This window comes from Streptomyces sp. NPDC093544 (genome assembly GCF_040683495.1).
GTDB lineage: Bacteria > Actinomycetota > Actinomycetes > Streptomycetales > Streptomycetaceae > Streptomyces.
The window spans coordinates 74,366-98,683 of record NZ_JBFBEA010000025.1; the positions used below are offsets into that span (position 1 = coordinate 74,366).

Here is a 24,318-nt window from a genome sequence, read left to right on the forward strand (position 1 = left end):
GTGGCGCGTCCGGCGTGGGGGCGGGGCGCGCGGCGCGTGAGACGCGTCTCGCCAGGTGGATGAATTTCCATACCGTCTGCCCAAAATGACCCCCCAGGTCTACTCTGGAATCGTGCCGGAGGACGTGGGGGGCTCGCCGTTTCCCGACGGCTGGGAGCCCGACGACGACCGCGACCGCGGGGGTGCGGACGAAGAGTTCGCCTCCGTGGTCTTCGACGAGGACTTCGTACGGGCAGCCGCGATCCATGAGCCGACCGCCGTGGAGCGGCTGCTGGCGGCCGCGCAGGCCCGTGCGGAGGCCTCCGAGGCCGAGGCGCGCCGGGCGCACACCCGGGGCGCACGCGGCGACGACGAGCGCTATGAGGACGGGTTCGGCCCCGACGGCCGTGGCGAATTCGGCCATGACCCGGATCTGGACGACCTGGACGACACCGAGGCCCTGGAGCGTCGCTACGGCGCGCCGGGCACGTACGGCAGGGCCTACGGCAAGCACACCCGCTGGCAGCGCCCCGTCGCCTGGATGCTCGCCCTTGTGATGGGCATCGGCATGGTCGCGCTGGCTTTCACTGCGGTCTACCGGGGAGCGTCGTCCTCGAACCGCCAGGAGCAGGTCCCTGCGCCCGCCTCGACGGGCCTTGAACAGGGCCTGGACAAGGTCACCGGCAGTAGTCCTTCCGCTTCGGCCGACTATTCCCAGCCGGCGGTGTCGGCGGTCCCTCGCACACCGTGACGAAGCTGGTGTGATCAGTGAGGGTGGACCTGATGTGATCACCAGGGCGCACCGGGGGCGGATCGAGGGCGGAGCGGGGGGCTGACCTAGAGCGAACCCGGGGCTAACGCCGGGACGACTCTGGTGAGAACCTGTCAGAACTTGTCGTGTAGCAGGGCGTTTACCTGAGCCCCCTGCGACCTACTCTGAATGTATGGGCGGGCCTGAAGACCCACCTGAGGGGACACCCGAGGGTGCTGCCGCAGGTGGAGAGGACGAGTACCGATCCGTCGTTTTCGACGAGTCGTTCGTCCGTGCTGCCCGCCTCCAGGAGTTCTCCGCGCAGGAGCGCATCGCCGACCACGCCCCGGCCGTACGCCGCCGCCCGCCCCGCCGTCGCGGCCTCTCCCGGCAGGCGCTGATCCTCGTCCTGCTGATCGCCGTCGCCTTCGGAACCGCGATCTACATGGGCGTACGCCACCCGTACCAGACCCCCGTCGCCCAACCCCCCGAGCCACTGCGGATGACGGTGATCCCGCTCGCGCCACAGACCGCCGTCCCCGGCGCTACGCGCCCCGAGGATCTGTACGCGAACAGCCCGGCCGCCCAGTTCCGCGTGGGCGCCGAGGGCATCACGCTGCCCGCCTCACGGCGCACCGCCCACTTCTCCGACAGCCAGGTCGTCACCGCCCTGACCACCGTCAAGGACTACCTCGTCGAGTCCTCCCTGGACCCTGAGGTACTCACGGGCACCACCACCCGGCCGGTACGGATCCTGCTCGACCCGCAGCAACTCGACCAGTTCGACCAGAGCTTCGACCACCCGACCGCCGACGGACGGCACGCCCCCACCGGCTGGCTGGTCCGCTTCGACCCGAGCGTCCAGCTCGCCGACCCCAAGATCCGCGTGCAGGGCTCTCTCCAGGCCGCCGAGTTCGACTCGAGCACCCTGGAGGTCATCGCCGACCACACCTTCGTGTACGCACTGAAGCCGGCGGGCTCGGACGAGAAGGCGGACGCCTCACTCTTCACCGTCCGGCGCGAGCTGCACTTCCGCTTCGACCGCGACGACCTGCGCATGCACCAGGCCGAGCTGGTCGTCTCCTACGTCCAGGCCGGACCGCTCGCCTGCTCCGAGGACTCGGTCGACCAGCTGCGCCCGCTGCTCGCGGGGCAGACGGCGAAGGCGGGCGGCCCGGCCGGTACGGACCCGTACGCGACCGGCAGCGCCACGGCGCTGTGCGGATCGCTGGCGACGAGCGCGCAGCCGAAGGTCTGAGCCGGGGTCCGAGCTCTTGGGAGCTCCACGGGAGCTCTTGGGTGCCCTGTGGGGCTCTCGTGTCTCGTTGGCTGGTTTCCGGTCAGCTTTCGTTGGGCCGGTCTCCGGTCAGCCGCTGCCGTTGGGGCGTTCGTCGTCGGGGCGGTCGTCGGTGGTCCGCGGCGGCGCGTCCTGGTCCTTGGGTGCCTTGGGGTCCTTGGGCGAGTCGCCGGTGTCTCTCGGTGAGCCGCCGCTCGCGAAGCCGCCGAAGCCGCGCCGCACCCGGCCGCCGATGTCACCCGCGCCGCCCGCGATGTCGCCGACCAGCTTCATCAGCGGGTCCTTGGAGTTCTTCACGTCGGAGGCGTAGCTGGCCGCCGACTGCCGGAAGGAGTCCGCGACCGAGGTGTCCTTGTCCTCGTTGCGCCGCGGATAGTGGCCGTCCAGGATTCGCTGGTAGTCGCGGGACTCCGCCCACTTCTTCAGCTCGGCGGCGCGGATCGTGGTGAAGGGATGGGTGCGCGGCAGTACGTTGAGAATCTTGAGCACGGAGTCGCGCAGGTCGCCACCCGCCTCGTACTCCTCGGCCTGCGCGAGGAACGCGTCCACGTTCATCTCGTGCAGGTGATTGCCGCCCGCGATCTTCATCAGGCCGCGCATCGAGGCCCGCAGATCCTGGCCGACAAGGAGGCCGGCACGGTCCGCCGACAGCTCCGACTTGCGGAACCACTCGCGCAGCGCGGTCACGATCGCCATGATCGCGATGTTGCCCAGCGGAATCCACGCGACCCGGAGCGCCAGATTGGTCAGGAACAGCAGGATCGTGCGGTAGACGGCGTGGCCGGACAGCGCGTGGCCGACTTCATGCCCGATGACGGCCCGCATCTCCTCCTCGTCCAGCAGCTCCACGAGGCCGGTCGTGACGACGATGATCGGCTCGTCCAGGCCGATACACATCGCGTTCGGCTGTGGGTCCTGGTTGACGTACAGCGGCGGGACCTTCTCCAGGTCCAGGATGTAACAGGCGTCCCGAATCATGTCGTTGAGGTGCGCGAACTGGGCGTCCGAGACGCGCACCGAATCGGACAGGAACAGCAGCCTCAGGCTGCGTTCCGGAAGCAGACCGCTGAGCGCCTTGAAGACTGTGTCGAAGCCGCTGAGCTTGCGCAGGGCCACCAGGGCCGAGCGGTCCGCCGGGTGCTCGTACGCCCGCGAGGAGATCCCCTCGAAGCGCCTGCGCTGCCTGCTGGGCACGTTCTCGTGCCCGTTCTGCTCGTTGCTGTCATCGGACATGTGTTCCCCCATGCTCTGAGTGCCGTGCCCCCGAAGCGGGCTCCAGCGTAGGCGGAGATACCGTGATGGGGCAGCACACCGTAAGGAGCTATCCCCATGGAGCACATTCCCGCGGCCTTCTGGCTGACCGAGGCGGCCGACGCCGCCAACCAACAGGGGTCGGGCGATCTGCTCCGTGTCGTGCTGGTCGTGATGGTGCTGGGCTCCGTCCTGCTGGCGTGGTTCCTGCTGCGCGGTTACAAGCGGGACGACTGAGGTTCTCGTCGGCCGGCGTGCTCACTGCCGCGCCTGGTGCCGGGCTTTCGCTTTCTCCTTGACTGACGTCTTCCTCGCTGGGGACGTTGCTTCGGGGGCGGGGTGGGGCGGGTGCGGGTGCGGGTGCGGGTGGCGGTGCCGGTGGTCGTGGTGGGTGTGGGTGACGGGTCGTCGGTGGTCGGGCAGTCGGCGGTCGGTGGTTGCTTGAGTGCCCTGCCTCACCAACGGCGGAGTCGGCGTGATCGTGGCCGAGGCCCACGCTTACGATGGGCCGACGTCTTTATCCCGCCCACACCGGATAGGTCTGCCGAGATGAGCTTCCACAGCACCGCCGCACAGTTGGTCACGCTCGCCGCCGAGGGCGAGGAGCACGGTGGCAACCACGAGAGCCTCAGCCCCTACCTCACCGGCGGCGGCGCCCTCTTCGTCCTCCTGCTGCTGCTGTGGATCACCACGCGCTTCAACCGGGACCGCTGACCCCCACCGGGCCCTTCAGGGACCCCTGTCGATCAGGGCCCCTAGGTCGGGCCGGTAGGGTCTGCACGCATGGGAGAGCAGGACATGCCTACCGGTCCGGCGAGTGACACGGAGAGCGGCGCGGCCGAGGGCAGTGCGAGCGCCGGGATCGTCGGCGGCGCGGTCGGTGGCGGCGCGGTGGACCCTGATGTCGTGAGTCCTGGCGTGGCGAGTCTTGGCGCCGTGAGTCCTGACGTGGTGAAGCGTCTGACGATCGGCCCCGGGAACGCCCCCTTGAATCCGGGCAAGCGGCGCCTCGGGGTGATGGGCGGAACGTTTGACCCGATCCACCACGGGCACCTCGTGGCGGCCAGCGAGGTCGCCGCGCAGTTCCACCTCGACGAGGTGGTGTTCGTGCCGACCGGGCAGCCGTGGCAGAAGACCGACCGCAAGGTCACGCCGGCCGAGGACCGCTATCTGATGACGGTCATCGCGACCGCGGAGAACCCCACGTTCTCGGTGAGCCGCATCGACATCGACCGCGGTGGCCCGACGTACACCACGGACACCTTGCGCGACCTGCGCGCGCTCAACCCCGACACGGACCTCTTCTTCATCACCGGCGCCGACGCGCTCGGCCAGATCCTCACCTGGCGGTACGCGGAAGAGCTGTTCTCCCTCGCGCACTTCATCGGGGTCACCCGGCCAGGCCACACCCTGACCGATCCGGGGCTTCCCGAGGGCGGGGTCTCGCTCGTCGAGGTCCCCGCACTCGCCATCTCGTCCACGGACTGCCGTGCCAGGGTCGCGAAGGGCGATCCTGTCTGGTACCTGGTGCCGGACGGTGTGGTGCGCTACATCGACAAGAGTGAGCTGTACCGCGGCTAGTGAGCCGAGAGGGGCACCGGTGAACGACCGATACGACGGGTACGCGGGCGGCGACCAATACGAGCTCGTCGGCTACGACGAGTTCGGGCAGCCTGTATACCGGCAGGTGTCGCCCCAGCAGCCCCAGCAGCAGGGCTACGACACCTACGGACAGCAGCAGCCGCAGGGCTACGGCTATGACCCGTACGCGACGGACCAGCAACCGCCTGTGTCGCCGTATGACACCGGTCAGCAGCAACCGGTGTCGTCCCATGACACCGGCCAGCAGTCGTCTGTTCCCACCTACAACTCGCCCGACTCCTACGACCCGTACGGCGCCGGCGCACCCGGGGCCGCGGGGACCTCGACGGCGTACGACCCGTACGGGCAGGCCGAGCAGACGGGTCAGGTCGGTCAGGTCGGCCGCGCAGGGCAAGCCGGGCAGCCGGGGCAGACCTCAAGTACCGGTCAGCAGCCCCGGGTTGCCGAGCAGCCCGCGTACATCCCGCAGCAGGCGGGTCCCGCGGAGCAGAGCGAACCCCAGGCCGACCGGGACTACCGCACCGAGCAGTTCGCCTTCGTCGAGGAGCAGGAAGCCGAGTCCGAAGACGTCATCGACTGGCTGAAGTTCACCGAGAACCGCACCGAACGCCGCGAGGAGGCCAAGCGGCGTACCCGCGGCCGGATCATCGGCCTGGTCGTGGTGCTCGCCCTGGTCGCGACCGGCGGCGTCGGCTACCTCTGGTACGCGGGCAAGCTCCCCGGCCTGTCGACGACAAGTGACAAGTCCGGCACCGCCACGTCCGTCGCCGCCCAGAAGCGCGACGTGATCGTCGTCCATCTGCACAACACCAGCGGCAGCGGCACCTCCACGATGCTGCTCGTCAACAACACCACCACCAAGCAGGGCACCACCGTCCTGTTGCCCAACGCCCTTGCCCTGACGGGCGACGACGGCAGCACGACCACGCTCGCCAAGTCCGTTGACGACGACGGTTCGGCCGGGACCCTGGACGCCATCGACACGGTGCTCGGCACCGACATCGAGGGCACCTGGCGCCTCGACACCCCGTACCTCAACAACCTCGTCGAACTCGTCGGCAGCATCGACGTCGACACCAACGCCGAGGTGCCGGACCCCGATTCGGAGAAGGAGGGCGAGGCGCCCCTCGTGAAGAAGGGTGCGGATCAGTCCCTCAGCGGCAAAATGGCCGTCGCCTATGCCACCTACAAGGCCTCCGGCGAGTCACAGACAGCCCAGCTGGAGCGGTTCGGGCAGGTCGTCCAGGGCGTGCTGCGCAAGCTGTCCTCCGACCCGCAGGCCGCCACGACCACCGTGCAGTCCCTGGCGCAGATCCTCGACCCGTCGCTGACCGACAAGGATCTGGGCGCCTTCCTCGCGAAGCTGGCCGATGACGCCAAGGGCGGCGACTACAAGACGGCGCTGCTGCCCGTGCAGCAGGACGGCACCCTGAGCGAGGAAGCCACCGACAGTGTGGTCAAGGACGTACTCGGAGGCACCGTCAAGAGCCCCGAGGAGGGTGCCGCCGTCCGCGTCGGCATCAAGAACGCCACCGGCGACAAGGACACCACCGAGAAGGCCCGCGTCGTCCTCGTCAACGGCGGCTACACCTTCCTGGACTCCGGTACGGCAGCCGCCACCCAGAGTGTGTCCCAGATCACGTACGCGGACGACGCCCAGAAGGACAACGCGGTCGAGGTAGCCAAGACCCTGGGCCTGCCCACCAGCTCGGTGAAGAAGGGGACGGTCACCTCCAACGCGGACGTGTCCGTTGTCCTCGGCCAGGACTACGAGCCTTCGTCGTCGTAGGCAGGTCGCAGTCGCAGTCGGCAGGTCGCAGGTCGCAGTGCGCGCTGCGACCTGCGGAGCGCCGACCCCGGGGACGGCCGACGCCTCGCCCCCGGGGACGGGTGACGGTCCGCCGGGGGCAGGCGACGGCCGTCCCCGGGGCGTCCGGAGCCCGGTCGGAGAAACGCGTGGGGTGTCGTCGGCGGTCCGTGAGACCCTTGAGTCATTACTGACCGCCTACGGAAAGCCGCGTAGTGACCGCCACGGACCGCTCCATCGGGCTCATCAAGACCGCCGCACAGGCGGCTGCAGACAAGCTCGCGCACGACATCATCGCGTACGACGTCAGCGACGTACTCTCGATCACCGACGCCTTCCTGCTGGCGTCCGCTCCCAACGACCGCCAGGTCAAGTCGATCGTCGACGAGATCGAGGAGCGGCTGAACAAGGAGCTCGGCACCAAGCCGGTGCGCCGCGAGGGCGACCGCGAGGCCCGCTGGGTCCTGCTCGACTACGTCGACATCGTGGTGCATGTGCAGCACAGCGAGGAGCGTGTCTTCTACGCTCTGGAGCGGCTGTGGAAGGACTGCCCGGAGATCGACCTGCCTGCCGATGCCAAGGCGACCCGAGGCAAGGGTGCCGAGCACGCCAAGTTCCAGGATGCGGAGGACGCCGCCGAGCTCGGAGGGCTGCGGTGAGCGCCGCGGGTGCCGAGGCCGGGAAGAAGCCCGGCCGGGGCCGTCGCGTCATCCTCTGGCGGCACGGGCAGACGTCCTGGAACGTTGAGCGGCGTTTCCAGGGCACCACCAACGTCGAGCTGACCGAGATCGGCGTCGGCCAGGCCCGCCGCGCCGCCCGGCTGCTCGCCTCGCTGAAGCCCGACGTGATCGTCGCCTCGGACCTCAAGCGCGCCGCCGACACGGCCGCCGAGCTCGCCGTGCTCACCGGCCTCGACGTCACCCATGACGAGGCCCTGCGTGAGACCTACGCGGGCGTCTGGCAGGGGCTGTCACACGACGAGATCATCGCCCGGCACGGCGAGGAGTACGCCGCCTGGAAGCGCGGTGAGCCCGTGCGCCGCGGTGGAGGCGAACTGGAGAGCGAAGTCGCCGACCGCGCCGCCCCCGTGGTGCTGCGGCATGCCGAGAAACTCCCCGACGAAGGCACCCTTGTGGTCGTCAGCCACGGCGGCACGATCCGCACCACCATCGGTCGCCTCCTCGGGCTGGAGTCCCAGCACTGGGAGAGCCTCGGCGGCCTCTCCAACTGCTGTTGGTCCGTCCTCGGAGAGGGCGCCCGCGGCTGGCGCCTCCTGGAGCACAACGCCGGCACGCTGCCGGAGCCGGTGCTCGGCGACGACGACTGAGCGGCCCTGGGGGCCGGTCTCCGGTCCCGCGGACCCGTCGGGACCGGATTTCACTTTCCGGCTGGTCGCAGGCTAAAGTTCTTCTTGTTCGCCCCGCCGGGCGGGAAGAACACACGGGGCTATAGCTCAGTTGGTAGAGCGCCTGCATGGCATGCAGGAGGTCAGGAGTTCAATTCTCCTTAGCTCCACAGATCAACTCTTTTGAGTTGTCAAAGATCAGTGGTGAAGGATCCCGTCCCCATTAGGGGGCGGGATTTTTCGTTGCCGTCATTTCTGGATAGCTGCCGGTGCCGCCCGCAGGTTTCTGAGCCGAGCCGCGGGTGTCACCCTGGCCCGCCTGCCGCGCAGGAAGGCGGCCAGCTCCGCCCTGCGGCGCTGTGTCGTGTTCATCGGCGTCACATCCCCCGTCACCCATCGTCCGTGCTCGGCCCGTCCGCTGCCAGGTGCTGTCAGTACCAGCATCGGCGGGCTCTCGTTACCCGTACCCGGCTGTCGTCAGGCTCGGTGCCATGACGACGACAACCCCCTCGGGACCAGGTCCAGCACCAGGTCCAAGTCCTGCGACCAGTAAAGCCCCTGGCACTGACAATCGCCCCGGACGGCTGCTCGCGGTCGTGCTCGCGGCCCAGTTCATGGCACTGCTCGACGTCTTCATCGTGAACGTGGCGGTGCCCACGATCGGTTCCGAACTCCACGCGTCCGGTGCCGCCCTGCAGTTGGTGGTCGCCGGATACACCATCGCGTACGCCGTGCTGCTGATCACCGGAGCGCGGCTGGGCGACCGGCTGGGCCACCGCCGTGTCTATCTGGGCGGGCTCGCACTTTTCACAGCCGCCTCGCTTGCCTGCGGACTGGCCCAGGGCTCCGGCGAGTTGATCGCCTTCCGTCTGGTCCAGGGCGCCGGGTCGGCCGTGATGATCCCGCAGGTACTCAGCCTGATCCAGCGCAACTTCACCGGTGAGGCGCGGGCCCGGGCGTTCGGCGCGTACGCGGCTGTCCTCGCGACCGGCGCCGCGGCCGGGCAGGTTCTGGGCGGCGTCCTGGTCAGCGCCGATCTGTTCGGCACCGGCTGGCGGCCGGTGTTCCTGGTCAACGTGCCCGTGGGGGTCGTACTCCTGGCCGTCGGCAGGCGCGTACTGCCGCGGGACGACGCTCGGGCTCTTGAGCGGTCACGCGGCCTCGACCTGCCGGGGCTCGTCCTCCTCGCCGCCGCCGTCTCGCTGTTCACCGTGCCGCTCGTGCTGGGGCAGGAGGAGGACTGGCCGCTGTGGTCCTGGCTGTCGCTGGGCGCGGCCGCGGTGTGCTTCACGCTGTTCTGCCTGTACGAGTCCCGGCTTGCCCGGCATGGCGGGGCGCCGCTGATCGCGCCGAGGGTGCTGCGTCACCCCGGCGTCGGCCTCGCGGTCTTCCGGCTGCTGGCCGTGATGGCGGTCAACGCGGGTTTCCTGTTCACGCTCACGCTGCACGTCCAGGGCGGGCTCGGCTACAGCGCGCTGCGCGCGGGACTCACCTTCGCACCGACCGCGGTGGTCTTCGGCCTGGTCGGTCTGACCTGGCGCAACTGGCCGGCATCCTGGCAACGCGCCCTGATCCCGGCCGGGTTCGCGCTCGCCGCCGTCTCCGTGGCCGGCGTCGGACGTGTGCTGGAGGACGGGGGCGACGGCGGCCTTTGGCTGTACGTCGCGTTCGCCGGGGTGGGTGCGGGCCTCGCGCTCGCCTTCAGTCCCACGCTCACCAAGGCCCTGGCCACCGTGCGCGCCGAGGACGCTGCGGACGCCAGCGGTCTGCTCGCGACGGTCACCCAGCTCGGTCAGCTGATCGGTGTAGCGGCGTTCGGCACACTCTTCCTGAACCGGCTTGAGTCACTTGGGCCCCCCGGGGCGTATACCTCTGGGGACGCGCTCCTCGTGTGCACGTATGCGCTGGCCGGGACGGCCACGCTGGGTGCTGTGTCCGGACTGGTACGCAGGCGTCGCTGACCGTATTGCTCCGGCCGTGGCAGAATCAAACGGCCGGAAGGGGGCGCGGCCCGACGGGAGGGAGTAGCGATGCCTGCGAGCATCCTCGAGGAGGTCGACGATCTTCTCGAAGCGGCACAGACGCGCAGAAAAGTCACTCTCCTTGACTGCCCTTCCTGCGGATCGCTCCATGTCGCCCAGGTTCTCGGTGACAACGGAGGGATCTCCTACGTGTGCACGGCCTGCGGCCACAGCTGGAGCTGATCGATGGGTGCGCACAGGCGAAAATGCGATTGGTGCGGCAGTGGTACGCCAATTGTCCGCGACATGGAACCGGTCAACCACGACTACCAGTACTGGTGCGAGGAGTGCGCGCGGGCGCTGATCATAAAAGGCGACCCGATCGAGACGTACCGCGAACTGGAGGGTGAGCCGATCTACGGCCGGCTCCTTGATGAGCACTGCACTCTCAAACGGTTCTATTCGTTCGCGACAGCCTGAGTCGTTCGCGACAGCCTGAGCCCGGTGAGGGCCAGGAAAGCCAAACCGGCTGCTACGTAGAGTGCCGACAACGTCAACTCGGTGCCGGTCTGGTGAAGTTCGAGCCTGCCGGGGCCGTGTGGCACCCACCACAGCGCGTACGAGAAGAAGGCCGGTGCCGTGCAAAGGGCGGCGGGCCGGCTGGTCGTCGCGAGGAGCAGCAGCATCGGTACGCACCACACCCAGTGGTGCGACCACGACACCGGGCTGATCAGCAGAGCCGTCACCGCACACGCGATCACCGCCCAGGCCCGCCGCCCGCGCAGTTCGGCGGCCACGGCGAGGGTGAGGCCCAGGGCGCCCGCCACCGCCGCCGTGGCGGCCCACCAGGCCCCGGGCTCCGTGGTGTGCAGCAGCCGGGCAAGGACGCCGCGCAGCGACTGGTTCGCGGTGTCCTCGACGAGCCCCACGCGACCTGCCTCGAAGACCATGCGGGTCCAGAAGCGCCAGGAGTCGTACGGCAGGGCGGCCGCCGCCAGCAGTGTCGCCCCGGTGAACGCGGCGGCCGCCCTGCGTGCGTGCCGTAGCCACGGTCCTCCGGAGTCCCGCCTCAGGTACTCCACAAGGCCGGTGACCAGCAGGAACAGTGCGAACAACGCCGGTGTCAGTTTGACCGCCGCCGCGATCCCGATACCCACCCCGGCCCAGCGGTGCGCGGGCCGCCGGGACAGATCCCACAGCACCAGCACGGCGAGCAGCAGATTGATCTGTCCGTACCGCAGCGTCGTCCAGACCGGCTCGCACCACACGGCCGCCGCCGATACCCACCAGACGCTCTCCACGCGCGCGTGCCCGGCGAGCCGAAGCGAGAGGGCCACGAACACCACAAGAAGGGCCAGATTTCCGGCCGTTGCCAGAGTTCGCATGCTCGCCGTGTCCAGCAGTGTCAGGGGAGTGAACAGCAGCGCCGCGAACGGCGGGTAGGTGGTGGGCAGATGGGCCTCGGTCGTGCGCAGTGCGTAGAGGTCGCCGCCCGTGCGGACCGTCTCGCCCTCCGCCCGGTACACCATCAGATCGATCATCGACACATGCGCGGCCCGCTGCGCGCACCAGAAGGCCGCGAACGACAGCAGGCACGCCCCCAGGGCAACGGGCACCCGGCGGACACGGGGCACGGCGATCACGGTCACGAAGGCCGACACTATCCCGCATATCCGTATTGTCCGCACAGCACGGAAACGATTTGGTGGTGCACCCGGAGGACCGTGTAATGTTGGCGACGCCACCAGGGAAACCGGTGCGACGCGGTCAATATGCGGCTTCGCCGCGTGGCTGCGAGGGGCTATAGCTCAGTTGGTAGAGCGCCTGCATGGCATGCAGGAGGTCAGGAGTTCAATTCTCCTTAGCTCCACAGACGTTGAAGGCGGGCCACCCGATCAGGGTGGCCCGCTTCTTCGTGTTCAGCGGCCGCTGCCGAGCGCCCGGCGGCCGCGCCCCTGGGAGAGCACGGGCAGGTTGTTGCGCGCCGGAGCGGAGGACCGGGTGTCCTCCTCGAGGCGCAGCGCCAGCGCGGGGCAGCGGCGTACGGCGCGCAGGGCCTTCGCCTCCGCGTACCGGGGAACCGACGCCTGCGCGACGGTGGGGAATCCGTCGGCGCCCAGCTCGAAGACCTCCGGGAGGATGTCCGCACACAGGCCGTGGCCGCGGCACAGCGTCCAGTCGACGTAGATCTTCTGGCGGGGCGGACCCGCCTCCAGCTGGTTCTGGCCGCCCGGGATGCCCGTCGGGGTCTGGCCGCCCTCGAAGAGCGGCAGAACGCCCTCCACGGGCCTTCCGCAGCCGTTTCCGAGGACATGCGCGGCCAGGTCGTCGGTGAAGGCCTTGAGCGTCGACTCGATGAACATCGCGGAGCCGTCCGGGTGCGAGCACGCGCCGCGTCGCTTCACGGACTTGGCGACCTGCTTCACGGCCTCCAGGGCGGCCGGGCCGCCGCCGTTGAGGATGTCCTCGAGGCCGCGGGCCGCGGCGGGCAGACCGAGGTAGCAGGGACCGCACTGTCCCGCGCTCTCCTCGGCGAGCCACTGGGCCACTCGCAGCGACTCCCCGAGCGGGCAGGTCTGCTGGGTGATCGGGAGGATCGCGCCGGCGCCGAGCGCACCGCCCACCGCGTCCAGGGAGTTGCGCGAGACGATCGCCTCGTTGACGGTCGCCGCGTCCAGCCACTTGCCGTGGTATCCGCCGGTCAGGACGCCCTGCGGCGTGGGCGGGGCACCCGCGAGCTGGAGTACGTACCGCAGCGGGACGCCGGTCGGGACCTCGATCACCATGGGGCGGGCGACGGCGCCGGAGACAGTCAGCAGGACGGTGCCGGGCTCGTCGTACAGGCCGGTGTTGCGGTAGCGGTCGGGGCCGATGCGGGCGGCGATGGCCAGTTGGGCGAACGTCTCGGCGTTGGACAGCAGCGTGGGTGCGCCGCCGACGCCGGTCTGTGACGCGCTGACCTTGCGGCCGGGCGGGATGGCCGGGCCGCCGTCGATGGAACGGATCAGTGAGGCGGCCGCTCCGGTCACCATCCGTACCGGATTGCGCTGCACGCGCGCGCGGAGAGGCGATCCGCGCCGGTTGCTCAGCCCGCGCTCGGCCAGCGCGGCCTCCATGGACCGCTGGGTGGATTCACGGGTCACGCCGATCACAAGGGTTCGGGCGCCCATGGCCTCCGCGGCCAGCAGCGCGCCGTCCAGGATGAGGTGCGGGGCACGGTTGATGAGCACCGTGTCCTTGCGGCAGGCGGGTTCGTCCTCACTTCCGTTGACGACGACCACCGGGCGGACGCCCTTCTTGATGGCCGATTCCGCGACGGAGCGCAGTTTCTTGGCGAAGGGGAAGCCCGCGCCGCCGCGGCCCTTCAGGGAGATCGCTTCGGCGAGGCCCGCGAGTTGCTCGCCGCCCATGGGTTCGAGCGGCCCGTGCACTTTGAGGTGCATCGGGAGGTCCAGGCGTTCAACCAGGTCGAAACCCGACGTGAGCTGCGGAAGTCCGACGACGCGGACTTCCGGGACGTCGGGCAGGGCCTCGTTCACTTAAAGCCTCCGGAAGGGGCGTTCCATGATTCACCGGAGCCAGGAGCGTCGAAGGCGCCCGGCAGTACTTCAGTCGTGGGACCGCTGTCGTACGTGTCGTTGGCGTTGTACGTGCCGTAGGCCTGGTTCGACTCACCGGTGTCGTACACATCACTTGTGTCGTACACGTTTGCGGCCGAATTGTCATAGACGGGGATGTTGTAACCCGTGTCGTTGAGCGGGTCGTAGGCGGAGGGGGGCGCCGCACCGACGGGCGGCGGGGAGGGGATGGGCCAACTGCCCGACGTGCTCCCGTTGTCGGCGCGCTGGAACGTCTCCGTGGGCTGCATGTCCATGGGCGTCTGGAAGCGCCCGGTCTGGTCGGGGCCCGGGGTGTTTCCACCGGGCGTGCCGCCCCCCTGCACGGCGCGGTAGGCGGCCGCGAAGCCGTTCCCTCCGGTGGTCGTGTTCGGGTCGTACGGGGCTTCGTACGACTGCGCGGGGGACGTCATGCGCTGTGGGGGCGCGTACGCGTCCTCCGGGGACTGCCGCGGCCGCGGGGCGAAGCCCGGCATCGAGGAGCCCGCGGCGGCGGCACGGGATGCCTCCAGGTCCTCGCGGGCGAGCCGGGTGCCGGTGCGGTTGTTCTCTCCGAGGATCGCGAGGATCCGCTCGGCGACGGCGCGCTTGAAGGGGCCGGAGGACGAACGCAACGCCAGGGCGACCGCCACGAAGATCAGGCAGAGGCTGTACAGCACGGTGACGTAGGTCGCCGCGGGACGCCCCGCGTACAGGCCGTGTACCAGGGCCGAGCACCAGGCCGGGTACGCCAGCATGTGCACGGCTCGCCAGCGTGCGGCGACCGGCGCGGGGGACGCGAAGGCGCTGCGCATCGCGCCGGTGATGGCCGTGAAGATCATGAGCAGTCCGGCCAGGGAGCCGAAGCCGATGAGTCCGTTGGTGCCCGTGATGCCGAGCCCGAAGGGGACCACCGCGGCGACCAGCGTGGTGTGGTCCAGCACCAGTTTGACCGAGACGTGCAACAGCAGGAAGGCGACCGAGGACACCGCGGTCGTCCGGTGCACGGCCTGCGCGATCAGCCGCTGGCGCGCGTTGAGGAACAGCCGGTCGGTGGCGACGATTCCCCACACCACGGAGCAGGTGAGGGCGACCAGCGACAGCACGCCGGCGCCGAAGTTGAGGAAGTCGCGCAGGCCGTCACCTCCGACCAGCACGACCATGGGTATGAGCAACAGCGCGGCAGCCGTCATCGCCCCGTAAGCCGATCGGCCCGGTTGAGGGAGCGAGCTGTTCTTGCGACGAGGGGTCATGGGGGTTACTCCCAAACAGTTCGGGGAAGCGGTCCCGAAGCCGCACTCTAAGTCGAGCCATACCTATGAGTGCGACGTTTGAGTTATTGCGTTGTTATCTAAGGGTCGTGAGGCCCTTGTGTTGTCCCTTAGATTCCGTTACGCGAAGTAACATTTGAACGTGGTTCAATTTTTTGTGACGATTCTGTGCGGTGGCACGGAGTGTCAGCCGGTCCTGGGAAGCTCGTCGCGTCCCGCGTGGGGGCTGCGGTACCCTGACGCCATGCGTGCCGTACGCCTTCTGCTTAGCGAGCCGCGCTGACCAGTCCCGGCCACTGACGAATCGTGGTCGGCATCGGCGCGGCGTCCCCTCCTGTGCGAGGGGTTTTTTCATTTCCTGAGCCGCTGGCAGAGACGATCGATGGAGCTTTGAGGATCATGAGCGAGACGAATACCGCTGCCGCCTCCGAGGTGACCGCGCCGCACCGCTACACGGCCGCGCTGGCCGCTGAGATCGAGGCACGCTGGCAGGACTTCTGGGACGCCGAGGGTACGTACGAGGCTCCGAACCCGAGCGGTGACCTGGCGGGCGACCCCGAGCTGGTCGCCAAGCCCAAGAAGTTCATCATGGACATGTTCCCGTACCCCTCCGGTACGGGCCTGCATGTCGGCCACCCGCTGGGATACATCGCCACCGATGTATCCGCCCGGTACCAGCGCATGACGGGCCACAACGTCCTGCACACTCTGGGCTTCGACGCCTTCGGACTGCCCGCGGAGCAGCACGCCGTGTCGACGGGCGAGCACCCTCGGATCACCACCGAGGCTGCCATCAACAACATGAAGTCCCAACTGCGCGCGCTGGGCCTGGGCCACGACAAGCGCCGGTCGTTCGCCACGATCGACCCGGACTACTACAAGTGGACCCAGTGGATCTTCCTGCAGATCTTCAACTCCTGGTACGACGAGGAGGCGGACAAGGCCCGCCCGATCGCCGAACTGGTCGCCCAGTTCGAGAGCGGCGAGCGTGCCGTACCCGCAACTGACGGCGCCACGCGCGCGTGGCGCGAGCTGACTGCCGCCGAGCGTGCCGACATCCTGAGCGAGTACCGCCTGGCGTACGCCTCCGACGCGCCCGTCAACTGGTCTCCCGGCCTGGGCACCGTACTGGCCAACGAGGAAGTCACCGCCGACGGTCGCTCCGAGCGGGGCAACTTCCCCGTCTTCAAGGCCAAGCTGCGCCAGTGGAACATGCGCATCACCGCGTACGCCGACCGGCTGCTGGCCGACCTGGACGCACTGGACTGGCCCGAGGCCATCAAGCTGCAGCAGCGCAACTGGATCGGCCGCTCCGAGGGCGCCCGTGTCCACTTCCCGATCGACGGCGAGCGCATCACCGTCTTCACCACGCGCCCGGACACCCTGTTCGGCGCGACCTACATGGTGCTGGCGCCCGAGCACCCGCTGGTCGAGAAGTTCACCCCGGACGTGTGGCCCCAGGGCACGCACGAGGTGTGGACCGGCGGTCACGCGAGCCCGGCCGAGGCCGTCGCCGCGTACCGCGCGCAGGCCGCCTCCAAGTCGGACGTCGAGCGGCAGGCCGAGGCCAAGGACAAGACCGGCGTCTTCATCGGCGCGTACGCGACCAACCCGGTCAACGGCGAGCAGGTCCCGGTCTTCGTCGCCGACTATGTCCTGATGGGTTACGGCACCGGCGCGATCATGGCCGTGCCGGCCGGCGACCAGCGCGACTTCGAGTTCGCGCGCGCCTTCGAGCTGCCGATCCGCTGTGTCGTGGAGCCGACCGACGGCCGTGGCACGGACACGTCGTCGTGGGAGAACGCCTTCGGGTCCTACGACGCGAAGGTCATCAACTCCGCCAACGACGAGATCTCCCTGGACGGCCTGGGCGTCGTCGAGGCCAAGGCGCGCATCACCGAGTGGCTGGCGCGCCGGGACATCGGCGAGGGCACCGTCAACTTCCGGCTGCGTGACTGGCTGTTCAGCCGCCAGCGCTACTGGGGGGAGCCCTTCCCGATCGTCTACGACGAGGACGGCATCGCCCACCCGCTGCCCGAGTCGATGCTGCCGCTGGAGCTGCCGGAGGTCGAGGACTACTCGCCGCGCACCTTCGACCCGGACGACGCGAACACGTCCCCGGAGACCCCGCTGTCGCGCAACCAGGACTGGGTGAACGTCACGCTGGACCTGGGCGATGGCCGTGGTCCGCAGCGCTACCGCCGCGAGACCAACACCATGCCCAACTGGGCCGGTTCCTGCTGGTACGAGCTGCGCTACCTGGACCCGCACAACGACCAGAAGCTGGTCGATCCGGCCATCGAGCAGTACTGGATGGGCCCGCGCGAGGGACAGCCGACCGGCGGCGTCGACCTGTATGTGGGCGGCGCCGAACACGCCGTACTGCACCTGCTGTACGCGCGCTTCTGGTCGAAGGTGCTGTTCGACCTGGGCCACATCTCCTCGGCCGAACCGTTCCACAAGCTGTTCAACCAGGGCATGATCCAGGCCTACGTGTACCGCGACAGCAGGGGCATCGCGGTGCCCGCCGCCGAGGTGGAGGAGCGCGACGGCGCGTACTTCTACCAGGGCGAGAAGGTCTCCCGACTGCTGGGCAAGATGGGCAAGTCCCTGAAGAACGCGGTCACTCCGGACGAGATCTGCGCCGAGTACGGGGCGGACACGCTGCGCCTGTACGAGATGGCGATGGGCCCGCTGGACGTGTCGCGGCCGTGGGACACGCGCGCGGTGGTGGGCCAGTACCGGCTGCTGCAGCGGCTGTGGCGCAACGTCGTGGACGAGGTCTCCGGCGAGGTCACCGTCGTCGACTCCGAGGCCGACGAGGACACCCTGCGCGCTCTGCACAAGGCCATCGACGGCGTACGTCAGGACCTGGCGGGCATGCGCTTCAACACCGCCATCGCCAAGGTCACCGAGCTGAACAACCACCTGACCAAGGCGGGCGGCCCCGTGCCGCGCGACGTTGCCGAGCCCCTGGTGCTGCTGATCGCGCCGCTGGCACCGCACATCGCCGAGGAACTGTGGCGCAAGCTGGGCCACACCGACTCGGTCGTCCACCAGGACTTCCCCGTGGCCGACCCGGCGTACGTCGTGGACGAGGCCGTGACCTGCGTCGTGCAGATCAAGGGCAAGGTCAAGGCCCGCCTGGAGGTCTCCCCTTCGATCTCCGACGAGGAGCTGGAGAAGGTGGCGCTGGCCGACGAGAAGGTCGTCGCCGCGCTGGGTGGCGCGGGGATCCGCAAGGTGATCGTGCGGGCGCCGAAGCTGGTGAACATCGTTCCGGCGTAGCCCGGAACCCGGCAGCCGCACGCCTTCGGGTGCCGCTGTCGGGGTAGTCCCCTACGGGCAGGTTCGGGGTTCTTCTGGAACTCCGAACCTGCCCGTAGCGTTTACCGTTGAAGAGTGCCGCGGCGGCTGCCGCGACTTGTCCGGAGGAGGAGCGTGGTGGAAGCCGTGATCACAGTAATCGCCCTGCTCTTCCTGTTGTTCGTGGTGCTGGGCGCGTATGCCACGGTGAAAGTGGTCGGCGCCGCCAAGCGAGGTGTGGACCGCACGATCGCGCAGGCTCGCCGAACCGTGGAGGACACCACCCTGCGCGCCAAGACCCTCGCGCAGCCGGGCCCGCTGGGCGAGCTGGCCCAGCTCCGCCTGAAGCTGCGCACCTCGATGCGGGCCACGCAGGACGCGCTGCACGCGGGCGTGACGGAGGACGAGTCCCTGAAGGAGTCCCTGAGCCTCTTCGAGCGGCTCAGCGTCCACGGGCACGAACTGGACGCCGACCTCAAGCGCCTGGAGACCGAGCCCGACCGGCGCACGCTCATCACGCTGCTGCCCCGACTGCGCGAGCGCACCGGGCGCATCACACACTCGGCGGACTCGCTGCGCTGGGCCGCGCGCGACCGGGCCCACCGGTTCGCGGACGACGATCTGGACTCGCTGAGCGCGCAGATAGACGTCGAGGCCGGCGCACTGCGGCACTGGACCACGGAGCCGGAGCCCGCGGCTTCCTGGCCCGAGGCACCGGCTCCGGACGCGGCCTCCTCCGACCGACAGACCTGGCCCGACAGCCCGGAGTCCCGTACGGCCGAGGAGCCGACACGTTCTGCCATCACCCCGCCCGGACAGCGGCCCGTCTACCCCTGGCAGAAGAAGCCCCGCCCCGAGAGCACGACTTGATCCGGCCGCACCAGCCGCAGGTGGGAGGGGCCGGGCTGCCGACCGCGTGCCCCGGCAGGTAACCTCCAGCTCATGTCCCGCCATGTCGCGATCGTCACCGATTCAACGGCCTACCTGCCGCCGCGGACGATGGAGCGCCACGGCATCACAGCGGTGCCCTTGACCGTAGTCCTCGGCGACCGGGCCCTTGAAGAGGGCACCGAGATCTCGGCCCGCTCCCTGGCCCAGGCACTGCAGAAACGGCGCTCCGTCACCACGTCACGGCCCAGCCCCGAAGTCTTCGCCGCGACCTACCGCAAGGTCGCCGAGTCGGGCGCCACCGGCATTGTCTCCCTCCATCTGGCGTCCGAGTTCTCGGGCACGTACGACGCCGCGGTCCTCGCCGCGCGGGAGGCTCCGGTGCCCGTGCGTGTGGTGGACACCGGGATGGTCGCGATGGCGCTCGGCTTCTGCGCGCTGGCCGCGGCGGAGTGCGCGGAGGCGGGGGGCACGATCGACGAGGCGGTCACGGCCGCGGAGAAGCGAGCCGCGGGTACCTCCGCTTATTTCTACGTCGACACCCTCGACTATCTGCGCCGCGGCGGCCGGATCGGAGCCGCGCAGGCGCTGCTTGGTTCCGCGCTCGCGGTCAAGCCGCTGTTGCAGTTGGACGGCGGTCGTATCGAACTCCTGGAGAAGGTACGGACGGCGTCCAAGGCGATCGCCCGCCTGGAGGAGATCGTCGCCGACCGCGCGGGCAGCGCCCAGGTCGACATCGCCGTCCACCACCTCGCCACTCCCGACCGGGCCTCGGCTCTCGCGGACCGGCTACGGGCGCGGGTGCCCGGCCTCGTCGATCTGCATGTCAGCGAGGTCGGTGCGGTGATCGGTGCGCACACGGGGCCTGGGCTGCTGGGGGCGGTTGTCTCGCCTCGGTGAGGCCAGAGGTGCGTGTGGGGTGCTTTGTGCTTTGTGCTTTGTGCTTCGTGTGGCTCGTGTGGGGTGTTCTGTGGCGAGTGTGACTCGTGTGGGTGATGGAGTTATCCACAACTGGGCGGTAGTCCCCGGGAATTGAGCAAGATCATCGCGGAGCTGCCGAGGTGCTGGATCCTCGCCGCATGGCACTTCGATCACGTTCACACGCAGCCACTCCGACCAGCGGCCCGGGCCGCGGGCCCGTCTCCGACGGCCGCATCCGTCATCGCCGTCACCATGGCCGTCACCATCCCCAAAGCCGTGCCGGGCGCCGCGAGGCCTCGGCCGAGGCACTCCGCCTGCGCGCGGAGGCGCTCTTTGCCGAAAGGGCTGGGGAGCGGCGGGAGTTCGGGAACGGGAGCGCGAACGGGAGCGCGCCTCCGGGGGCGGCGGATCGGGATGTGGGGGACAGCCCGAGGGCGAGAACTTCGGTGGGGGTGGGTGTCGCTGACGTGTGGGGGATTGAGGGGCGCGGCAGCGGGGTTCTGGACCGGGGTGGGGGTGAGTCCGGGGTACGGGAGGTTGGGGGCGAGGGTGGTTTCCGGAGAGGTGGGGTGGGTGACCGCGATGGTTTCCGGGGGAGCGGGGCAGCCGACCCTGATGGTTTTCCGGGGAGCGGAGCGGGGAATCGCGATCCTTCCCGCGTGAGGTGGACGGTTGACCGTGACGCTTTCCAGGAGGGAGAGGCGGGGGGTCGTGATTCCTCCCGTGTGAGGTGGGCGGACGACCACGCTGCTTCAAGCGAGGGTGTGGCTGTTGACGCGGGCGTGCGTGGCGATGGCGCTTCCGATGGGGCGGCGGGGGCGTGGCGGGATCGGGTCGGGCCCGCTGTGCGGGAGCGGATGCCGCTGTGGTTGCAGTCGAGGTGCGGGCTTGAACGCAGGAGTGTGGTTGCTCTCACCGTGCTGCTCGTCGTCGCTGCGGTCTTCGCCGGGCAGCACTTCTGGGCCGGCCGGACCCAGTCGGTGCGGGCTCCAGAGGTGGTACGAGCGGCGGCTCCGTTCGGCGAAACGGCCGGACAGGCGAAGCAGCAGGAGTTGGCGGCGGACGCCTCGGCCGGGTCACCCGGCCCGGTCGGTGCGGCTGGGACCGTGATCGTGGTGGACGTCAGCGGCAAGGTGCGCAGCCCTGGACTCCAACGCCTGTCGGCCGGCTCTCGCGTGGAGGACGCGCTGCGAGCCGCGGGCGGAGTGCGTCCGGGCACGAATACCGAAGGGCTCAACCGCGCCCGCCTCCTCGTGGACGGCGAACAGGTCGCGGTCGGTGTGCCCGCCCTCGCGGGTGGATCCGGCTCCGGCGCGGCCGGCACCGCTGCATCCGCCGGCGGTGCCGCTCCCGCCGCTCCCGTCCCACTCAACACCGCCACCGTGGAGCAGCTCGACGGCCTCCCGGGCGTTGGCCCCGTCCTGGCCCAGCACATCGTCGACTACCGCACCCAGAACGGAGGCTTCCGCTCGGTCGACGAGCTTCGTGAGGTGAACGGAATCGGGGACCGCCGGTTTGCCGACCTGCGGAATCTGGTGCGGCCGTGAAGGGGCGGAGGGTCGTGCGCTTTGCGGGTGCGGGGTCTGAGGGTGGTGCCGGTGTCGGTGAGCCCGAGGTCGGCGCCGCGAACCGGCGGGCCGTGCATGCTGCCTCGGGCAAGCGGCTGGGAGCCTCGAATCCCCGGGAGGAAGGGCCGACGGACTTACGGCTCGTGCCACCCGCGCTGGCGTCCTGGGTTACGGCGGCGGTGACACTTGGGGGACCGGCCGGGTGGGTCGCGGGCGTGGCGGTGGTCTGCCTGGTCGTGGGTGGGGCGCTGCTGATTGCGGGACGAAGGGGGGCGCACAGCGACAGCGAGGAAGGGCGCGCGGGACGACGGTTCGGCGACGGGCAACACGGACGTCGACTCCGGGAAGGGCTGGAGAGACACCGAAGCCGGGAGGGGCTGGATGGTGGTCCGTTCCGGGAGGGGCCGGAGGGAGGCCGATTCCGGAACGGGCCGGAGGTACGTCGGCTCGGTGAACGGCGAGAGGGGCGCTCGTTCGCCGACGGGCGCCGGGGAGAGGGGCCGCGTATGTGGCCCCGGGCGTCTGTTGCCGCCGTGCTGCTCTGTGTCGCCGCGGCCGCTGCTTCCGCGGGGTTGCACGGGGCGGATCTGCGGCGGGGGCCTGTTCCCGCACTGGCACGGCAGTACGCGCAGGTGACCGTCGAGGTCGAGGTCACCTCCGATCCCCGACTCACCCGGCCTCGCGTCAGGGGAGATCACGCGGCTCCGACGGCAGTTCTGCTCGACGCGGAGGTTCGGCGACTGACGAGGGCGGACGGAACCGACGTGGTGACGCGTACACCGGTGCTGATGATCGTCGACGCCGGCTCGGCAAGGGGCTCGCCTCGGCTGTCCGTTGGGCGTTCGCCCTGGCTGTCGCTGCTGCCGTCCACGCGGTTGCGGGTGGCCGCGCGGCTCGCGCCCGCCCTGTCGGGTGGGGACGAGATCGCGGCGGTGTTGCGGGTTCGGGGGAGTGCGCCGCCGGAGGTAGTCGGGGAGCCGTCCGGACCGCAGCGGTTCGCGGGTGGGCTGCGCGAGGGCTTGCGGGAGGCGACCGACGGGCTGGATGCGGACGCGCGGGCGCTGCTTCCGGGGCTGGTCGTGGGGGACACGTCACGGGTCACACCGGAGTTGGACGACGCGTTCAAGGCGACGGATCTCACGCATTTGCTTGCTGTGAGCGGGGGCAACCTCGTGATCATGCTGGCCCTGTTCATCGGACCACCCGGCATCGCCCAGCGTGCCGAGCGGCGTGGTCTCGCGCCACGGCTCGGTGTACCGCTACGGGCCACCGCGCTGTTCGGCGGCGCGCTCACGCTCGGGTTCGTGATCGTGTGCCGACCGGACCCGAGTGTGCTGCGGGCCGCGGCCTGCGGATCGATCGCGCTGCTCGCCATCGCGACCGGGCGCCGCAGATCGCTGATCCCCGCGCTGGCCACGGCGGTCCTGCTACTGGTGCTGTACGACCCCTGGCTGTCCCGCAGTTACGGCTTTGTGCTCTCCGTCCTGGCGACCGGTGCGCTGCTCACCCTGGCCCCACGGTGGAGCGCCGCGCTCCAGAGACGTCGTGTGCCGCCGCGTCTGGCCGAGGCGCTCGCTGCCGCCGGCGCGGCACAGGCCGTGTGCGCGCCGGTTGTCGCGGTCCTGTCGGCTCGGGTGAGTCTGGTGGCGGTGCCGTGCAATCTGCTCGCGGAGCTCGCGGTCGCGCCGGCCACGGTGCTGGGATTCGCGACGCTGGCGACGGCCTCGGTGGCGCTGCCCGTCGCCAAGGCCTTGGCGTGGTGCGCGAGTTGGCCCGTCCAGTGGATCGCGGACATCGCTCGTACCGGGGCGGCGCTGCCCGGCGGGGGAGTGGACTGGCCGGGCAGTTGGACGGGGGCGCTGCTGCTTGCCCTTGTGGCTGTGGCCGTGGTGTTCGTCGGCCGGCGGCTCCTGCGGTATCCGTGGCTGACCGGTGTCTGCGGGGTGCTGTTCCTGTTGGTCGTGGTGCAGCCGCCGCCACTCACCAGGGTGATCACGGGGTGGCCACCGCCCGGCTGGCGGATGGCGGTGTGCGACGTGGGGCAGGGAGACGCCACGGTGCTCGCTGCGGGTGACGGCACCGCTGTGGTGGTGGACGCCGGGCCCGACCCGGTGCTGGTCGACCGCTGTCTGGGCGCGCTCGGCATCACCCGGATTCCGCTCGTCGTACTCACGCACTTCCATGCCGATCATGTGGCGGGGCTGACGGGCGTGCTGCGCGGGCGTTCGGTGGGTGCCATCGAGACGACCGGTCTCGAAGAGCCACCGGACCAGGCCGAGTTCGTGAGACGGGAGGCCGCGGCACGGCACATCCCGGTGACACGGGCCGTGTCGGGAGAGCGGCGGCGCACGGGCGGTCTTGACTGGCAGGTGTTGTGGCCGCCGCCGAGCTCGGCACCCACGCCCGACGGCCCGAACGATGCCAGTGTCACCCTGCTCGTACGGTCGGCGGGACTGAGGATGCTGCTGCTCGGCGATCTCGAACCCCCGGCTCAGCAAGAGCTGTTGAGATCACCCGCGGCCGCTGAGCTGGGAGCCGTGGACGTACTCAAGGTTGCCCATCATGGCTCGGCCTACCAGGACCCGGACCTCATACGCAGGGTGGCTCCGCGGCTCGCGCTCATCTCGTGCGGCGAGGACAACCCGTACGGGCATCCAGCGCCCAGCACGGTCGCGGCGCTGCGGGCCGGCGGTGCGGTGGTGCTGCGGACCGACGAGGACGGGGCGCTGGCGGTCGTAGGTGCGGGCGGAGGGCTGAGCGTGGCGAGACACTGAA

19 protein-coding genes and 2 tRNA genes are annotated in these 24,318 nt (G+C 69.9%); 17 read left to right on the top strand and 4 right to left on the bottom strand.

Annotated elements, in window-relative coordinates; all coding sequences use genetic code 11:
* The first annotated feature begins 85 nt into the window (after positions 1-85).
* Together AB0N66_RS32410 and AB0N66_RS32415 are read left to right on the top strand one after the other, a co-directional pair.
* Positions 86-730: a hypothetical protein gene (locus tag AB0N66_RS32410; protein ID WP_365441745.1), complete on the top strand. Its 645-nt coding sequence runs from the start codon at positions 86-88 to the stop codon at positions 728-730.
* Between the two features lie 193 nt (positions 731-923).
* Positions 924-1,988, top strand: coding sequence for a hypothetical protein (locus AB0N66_RS32415; RefSeq protein ID WP_365441747.1), 1,065 nt, complete (start codon positions 924-926; stop codon positions 1,986-1,988).
* A gap of 108 nt (positions 1,989-2,096) precedes the next feature.
* On the opposite strand, the gene AB0N66_RS32420 is transcribed toward AB0N66_RS32415, so the two are convergent.
* Complete coding sequence (locus tag AB0N66_RS32420) at positions 2,097-3,260, bottom strand: M48 family metallopeptidase (protein WP_365441748.1); 1,164 nt, start codon at positions 3,258-3,260, stop codon at positions 2,097-2,099.
* Positions 3,261-3,356: 96 nt separating this feature from the next.
* Here AB0N66_RS32420 and AB0N66_RS32425 point away from each other — a divergent pair, with 96 nt between their 5' ends.
* The 9 genes from AB0N66_RS32425 to AB0N66_RS32465 all read left to right on the top strand — a co-directional run bounded on the left by AB0N66_RS32425 (position 3,357) and on the right by AB0N66_RS32465 (position 10,473).
* Complete coding sequence (locus tag AB0N66_RS32425; protein ID WP_365441750.1) at positions 3,357-3,515, top strand: hypothetical protein; 159 nt, start codon at positions 3,357-3,359, stop codon at positions 3,513-3,515.
* A gap of 312 nt (positions 3,516-3,827) precedes the next feature.
* Positions 3,828-3,992 carry a hypothetical protein gene (locus AB0N66_RS32430; RefSeq protein WP_192583393.1) on the top strand — a complete coding sequence of 55 codons (165 nt, stop codon included), beginning with the start codon at positions 3,828-3,830 and terminating at the stop codon, positions 3,990-3,992.
* Positions 3,993-4,295: 303 nt separating this feature from the next.
* Entirely contained in the window at positions 4,296-4,859 is a 564-nt protein-coding gene (nadD, locus tag AB0N66_RS32435) for a nicotinate-nucleotide adenylyltransferase (RefSeq protein WP_365441821.1), read from the top strand.
* A 19-nt stretch (positions 4,860-4,878) separates the two neighbouring features.
* The gene (locus tag AB0N66_RS32440; RefSeq protein ID WP_365441752.1) at positions 4,879-6,669 is read left to right on the top strand and encodes a LytR C-terminal domain-containing protein; all 1,791 of its coding nucleotides are present in this window, start codon (positions 4,879-4,881) and stop codon (positions 6,667-6,669) included.
* 233 nt (positions 6,670-6,902) lie between these two features.
* Positions 6,903-7,346 (top strand): ribosome silencing factor, encoded by a 444-nt coding sequence (gene rsfS, locus AB0N66_RS32445; RefSeq protein WP_365441754.1) that lies wholly within the window; start codon positions 6,903-6,905, stop codon positions 7,344-7,346.
* A complete protein-coding gene (locus tag AB0N66_RS32450; protein WP_365441756.1) occupies positions 7,343-8,014 on the top strand; it encodes a histidine phosphatase family protein in 672 nt (223 codons plus the stop codon). Before rsfS ends, AB0N66_RS32450 begins: the two co-directional genes overlap by 4 nt.
* A 115-nt stretch (positions 8,015-8,129) precedes the next feature.
* Positions 8,130-8,202 (top strand) — tRNA-Ala (locus AB0N66_RS32455).
* 426 nt (positions 8,203-8,628) lie between these two features.
* Positions 8,629-9,993: an MFS transporter gene (locus tag AB0N66_RS32460; protein ID WP_365441758.1), complete on the top strand. Its 1,365-nt coding sequence runs from the start codon at positions 8,629-8,631 to the stop codon at positions 9,991-9,993.
* A 246-nt stretch (positions 9,994-10,239) separates the two neighbouring features.
* Positions 10,240-10,473 carry a hypothetical protein gene (locus tag AB0N66_RS32465; RefSeq protein ID WP_010986886.1) on the top strand — a complete coding sequence of 78 codons (234 nt, stop codon included), beginning with the start codon at positions 10,240-10,242 and terminating at the stop codon, positions 10,471-10,473.
* On the opposite strand, the gene AB0N66_RS32470 is transcribed toward AB0N66_RS32465, so the two are convergent.
* Positions 10,452-11,642 (bottom strand): glycosyltransferase 87 family protein, encoded by a 1,191-nt coding sequence (locus AB0N66_RS32470; RefSeq protein ID WP_365441760.1) that lies wholly within the window; start codon positions 11,640-11,642, stop codon positions 10,452-10,454. The two genes, AB0N66_RS32465 and AB0N66_RS32470, sit on opposite strands and share 22 nt — an antisense overlap.
* 148 nt (positions 11,643-11,790) lie before the next feature.
* Here AB0N66_RS32470 and AB0N66_RS32475 point away from each other — a divergent pair.
* Positions 11,791-11,863 (top strand) — tRNA-Ala (locus AB0N66_RS32475).
* Between the two features lie 49 nt (positions 11,864-11,912).
* On the opposite strand, the gene AB0N66_RS32480 is transcribed toward AB0N66_RS32475, so the two are convergent.
* Complete coding sequence (locus tag AB0N66_RS32480) at positions 11,913-13,532, bottom strand: NADH-ubiquinone oxidoreductase-F iron-sulfur binding region domain-containing protein (protein ID WP_365441762.1); 1,620 nt, start codon at positions 13,530-13,532, stop codon at positions 11,913-11,915.
* Positions 13,529-14,842 carry a ferric reductase-like transmembrane domain-containing protein gene (locus AB0N66_RS32485; RefSeq protein ID WP_365441764.1) on the bottom strand — a complete coding sequence of 438 codons (1,314 nt, stop codon included), beginning with the start codon at positions 14,840-14,842 and terminating at the stop codon, positions 13,529-13,531. Before AB0N66_RS32485 ends, AB0N66_RS32480 begins: the two co-directional genes overlap by 4 nt.
* Positions 14,843-15,259: 417 nt before the next feature.
* Here AB0N66_RS32485 and leuS point away from each other — a divergent pair, with 417 nt between their 5' ends.
* From leuS to AB0N66_RS32510, 5 genes are all read left to right on the top strand, one after another.
* Positions 15,260-18,148: a leucine--tRNA ligase gene (gene leuS, locus AB0N66_RS32490; RefSeq protein ID WP_365441766.1), complete on the top strand. Its 2,889-nt coding sequence runs from the start codon at positions 15,260-15,262 to the stop codon at positions 18,146-18,148.
* Positions 18,149-18,304: 156 nt separating this feature from the next.
* The gene (locus tag AB0N66_RS32495; RefSeq protein WP_365441767.1) at positions 18,305-19,036 is read left to right on the top strand and encodes a hypothetical protein; all 732 of its coding nucleotides are present in this window, start codon (positions 18,305-18,307) and stop codon (positions 19,034-19,036) included.
* Between the two features lie 72 nt (positions 19,037-19,108).
* Positions 19,109-19,954, top strand: a complete 846-nt coding sequence (locus tag AB0N66_RS32500; RefSeq protein ID WP_365441769.1) for a DegV family protein — start codon at positions 19,109-19,111, stop codon at positions 19,952-19,954.
* Between the two features lie 521 nt (positions 19,955-20,475).
* Positions 20,476-21,522 (top strand): ComEA family DNA-binding protein, encoded by a 1,047-nt coding sequence (locus AB0N66_RS32505; protein ID WP_365441823.1) that lies wholly within the window; start codon positions 20,476-20,478, stop codon positions 21,520-21,522.
* A gap of 527 nt (positions 21,523-22,049) precedes the next feature.
* Positions 22,050-24,317 (top strand): ComEC/Rec2 family competence protein, encoded by a 2,268-nt coding sequence (locus tag AB0N66_RS32510; protein ID WP_365441770.1) that lies wholly within the window; start codon positions 22,050-22,052, stop codon positions 24,315-24,317.
* The last annotated feature ends 1 nt before the right edge of the window (position 24,318 follow it).

Bases quoted from the DNA above. Each gene is read 5' to 3' on its own strand.
- AB0N66_RS32510 (WP_365441770.1), top strand. From the start codon at position 22,050: ATGTGGCCCCGGGCGTCTGTTGCCGCCGTGCTGCTCTGTGTCGCCGCG.
- AB0N66_RS32415 (WP_365441747.1), top strand. From the start codon at position 924: ATGGGCGGGCCTGAAGACCCACCTGAGGGGACACCCGAGGGTGCTGCC.
- AB0N66_RS32485 (WP_365441764.1), bottom strand. From the start codon at position 14,842: ATGACCCCTCGTCGCAAGAACAGCTCGCTCCCTCAACCGGGCCGATCG.
- leuS (WP_365441766.1), top strand. From the start codon at position 15,260: ATGAGCGAGACGAATACCGCTGCCGCCTCCGAGGTGACCGCGCCGCAC.
- AB0N66_RS32430 (WP_192583393.1), top strand. From the start codon at position 3,828: ATGAGCTTCCACAGCACCGCCGCACAGTTGGTCACGCTCGCCGCCGAG.
- AB0N66_RS32465 (WP_010986886.1), top strand. From the start codon at position 10,240: ATGGGTGCGCACAGGCGAAAATGCGATTGGTGCGGCAGTGGTACGCCA.
- nadD (WP_365441821.1), top strand. From the start codon at position 4,296: ATGGGCGGAACGTTTGACCCGATCCACCACGGGCACCTCGTGGCGGCC.
- AB0N66_RS32420 (WP_365441748.1), bottom strand. From the start codon at position 3,260: ATGTCCGATGACAGCAACGAGCAGAACGGGCACGAGAACGTGCCCAGC.
- AB0N66_RS32425 (WP_365441750.1), top strand. From the start codon at position 3,357: ATGGAGCACATTCCCGCGGCCTTCTGGCTGACCGAGGCGGCCGACGCC.
- AB0N66_RS32500 (WP_365441769.1), top strand. From the start codon at position 19,109: ATGTCCCGCCATGTCGCGATCGTCACCGATTCAACGGCCTACCTGCCG.
- AB0N66_RS32410 (WP_365441745.1), top strand. From the start codon at position 86: ATGACCCCCCAGGTCTACTCTGGAATCGTGCCGGAGGACGTGGGGGGC.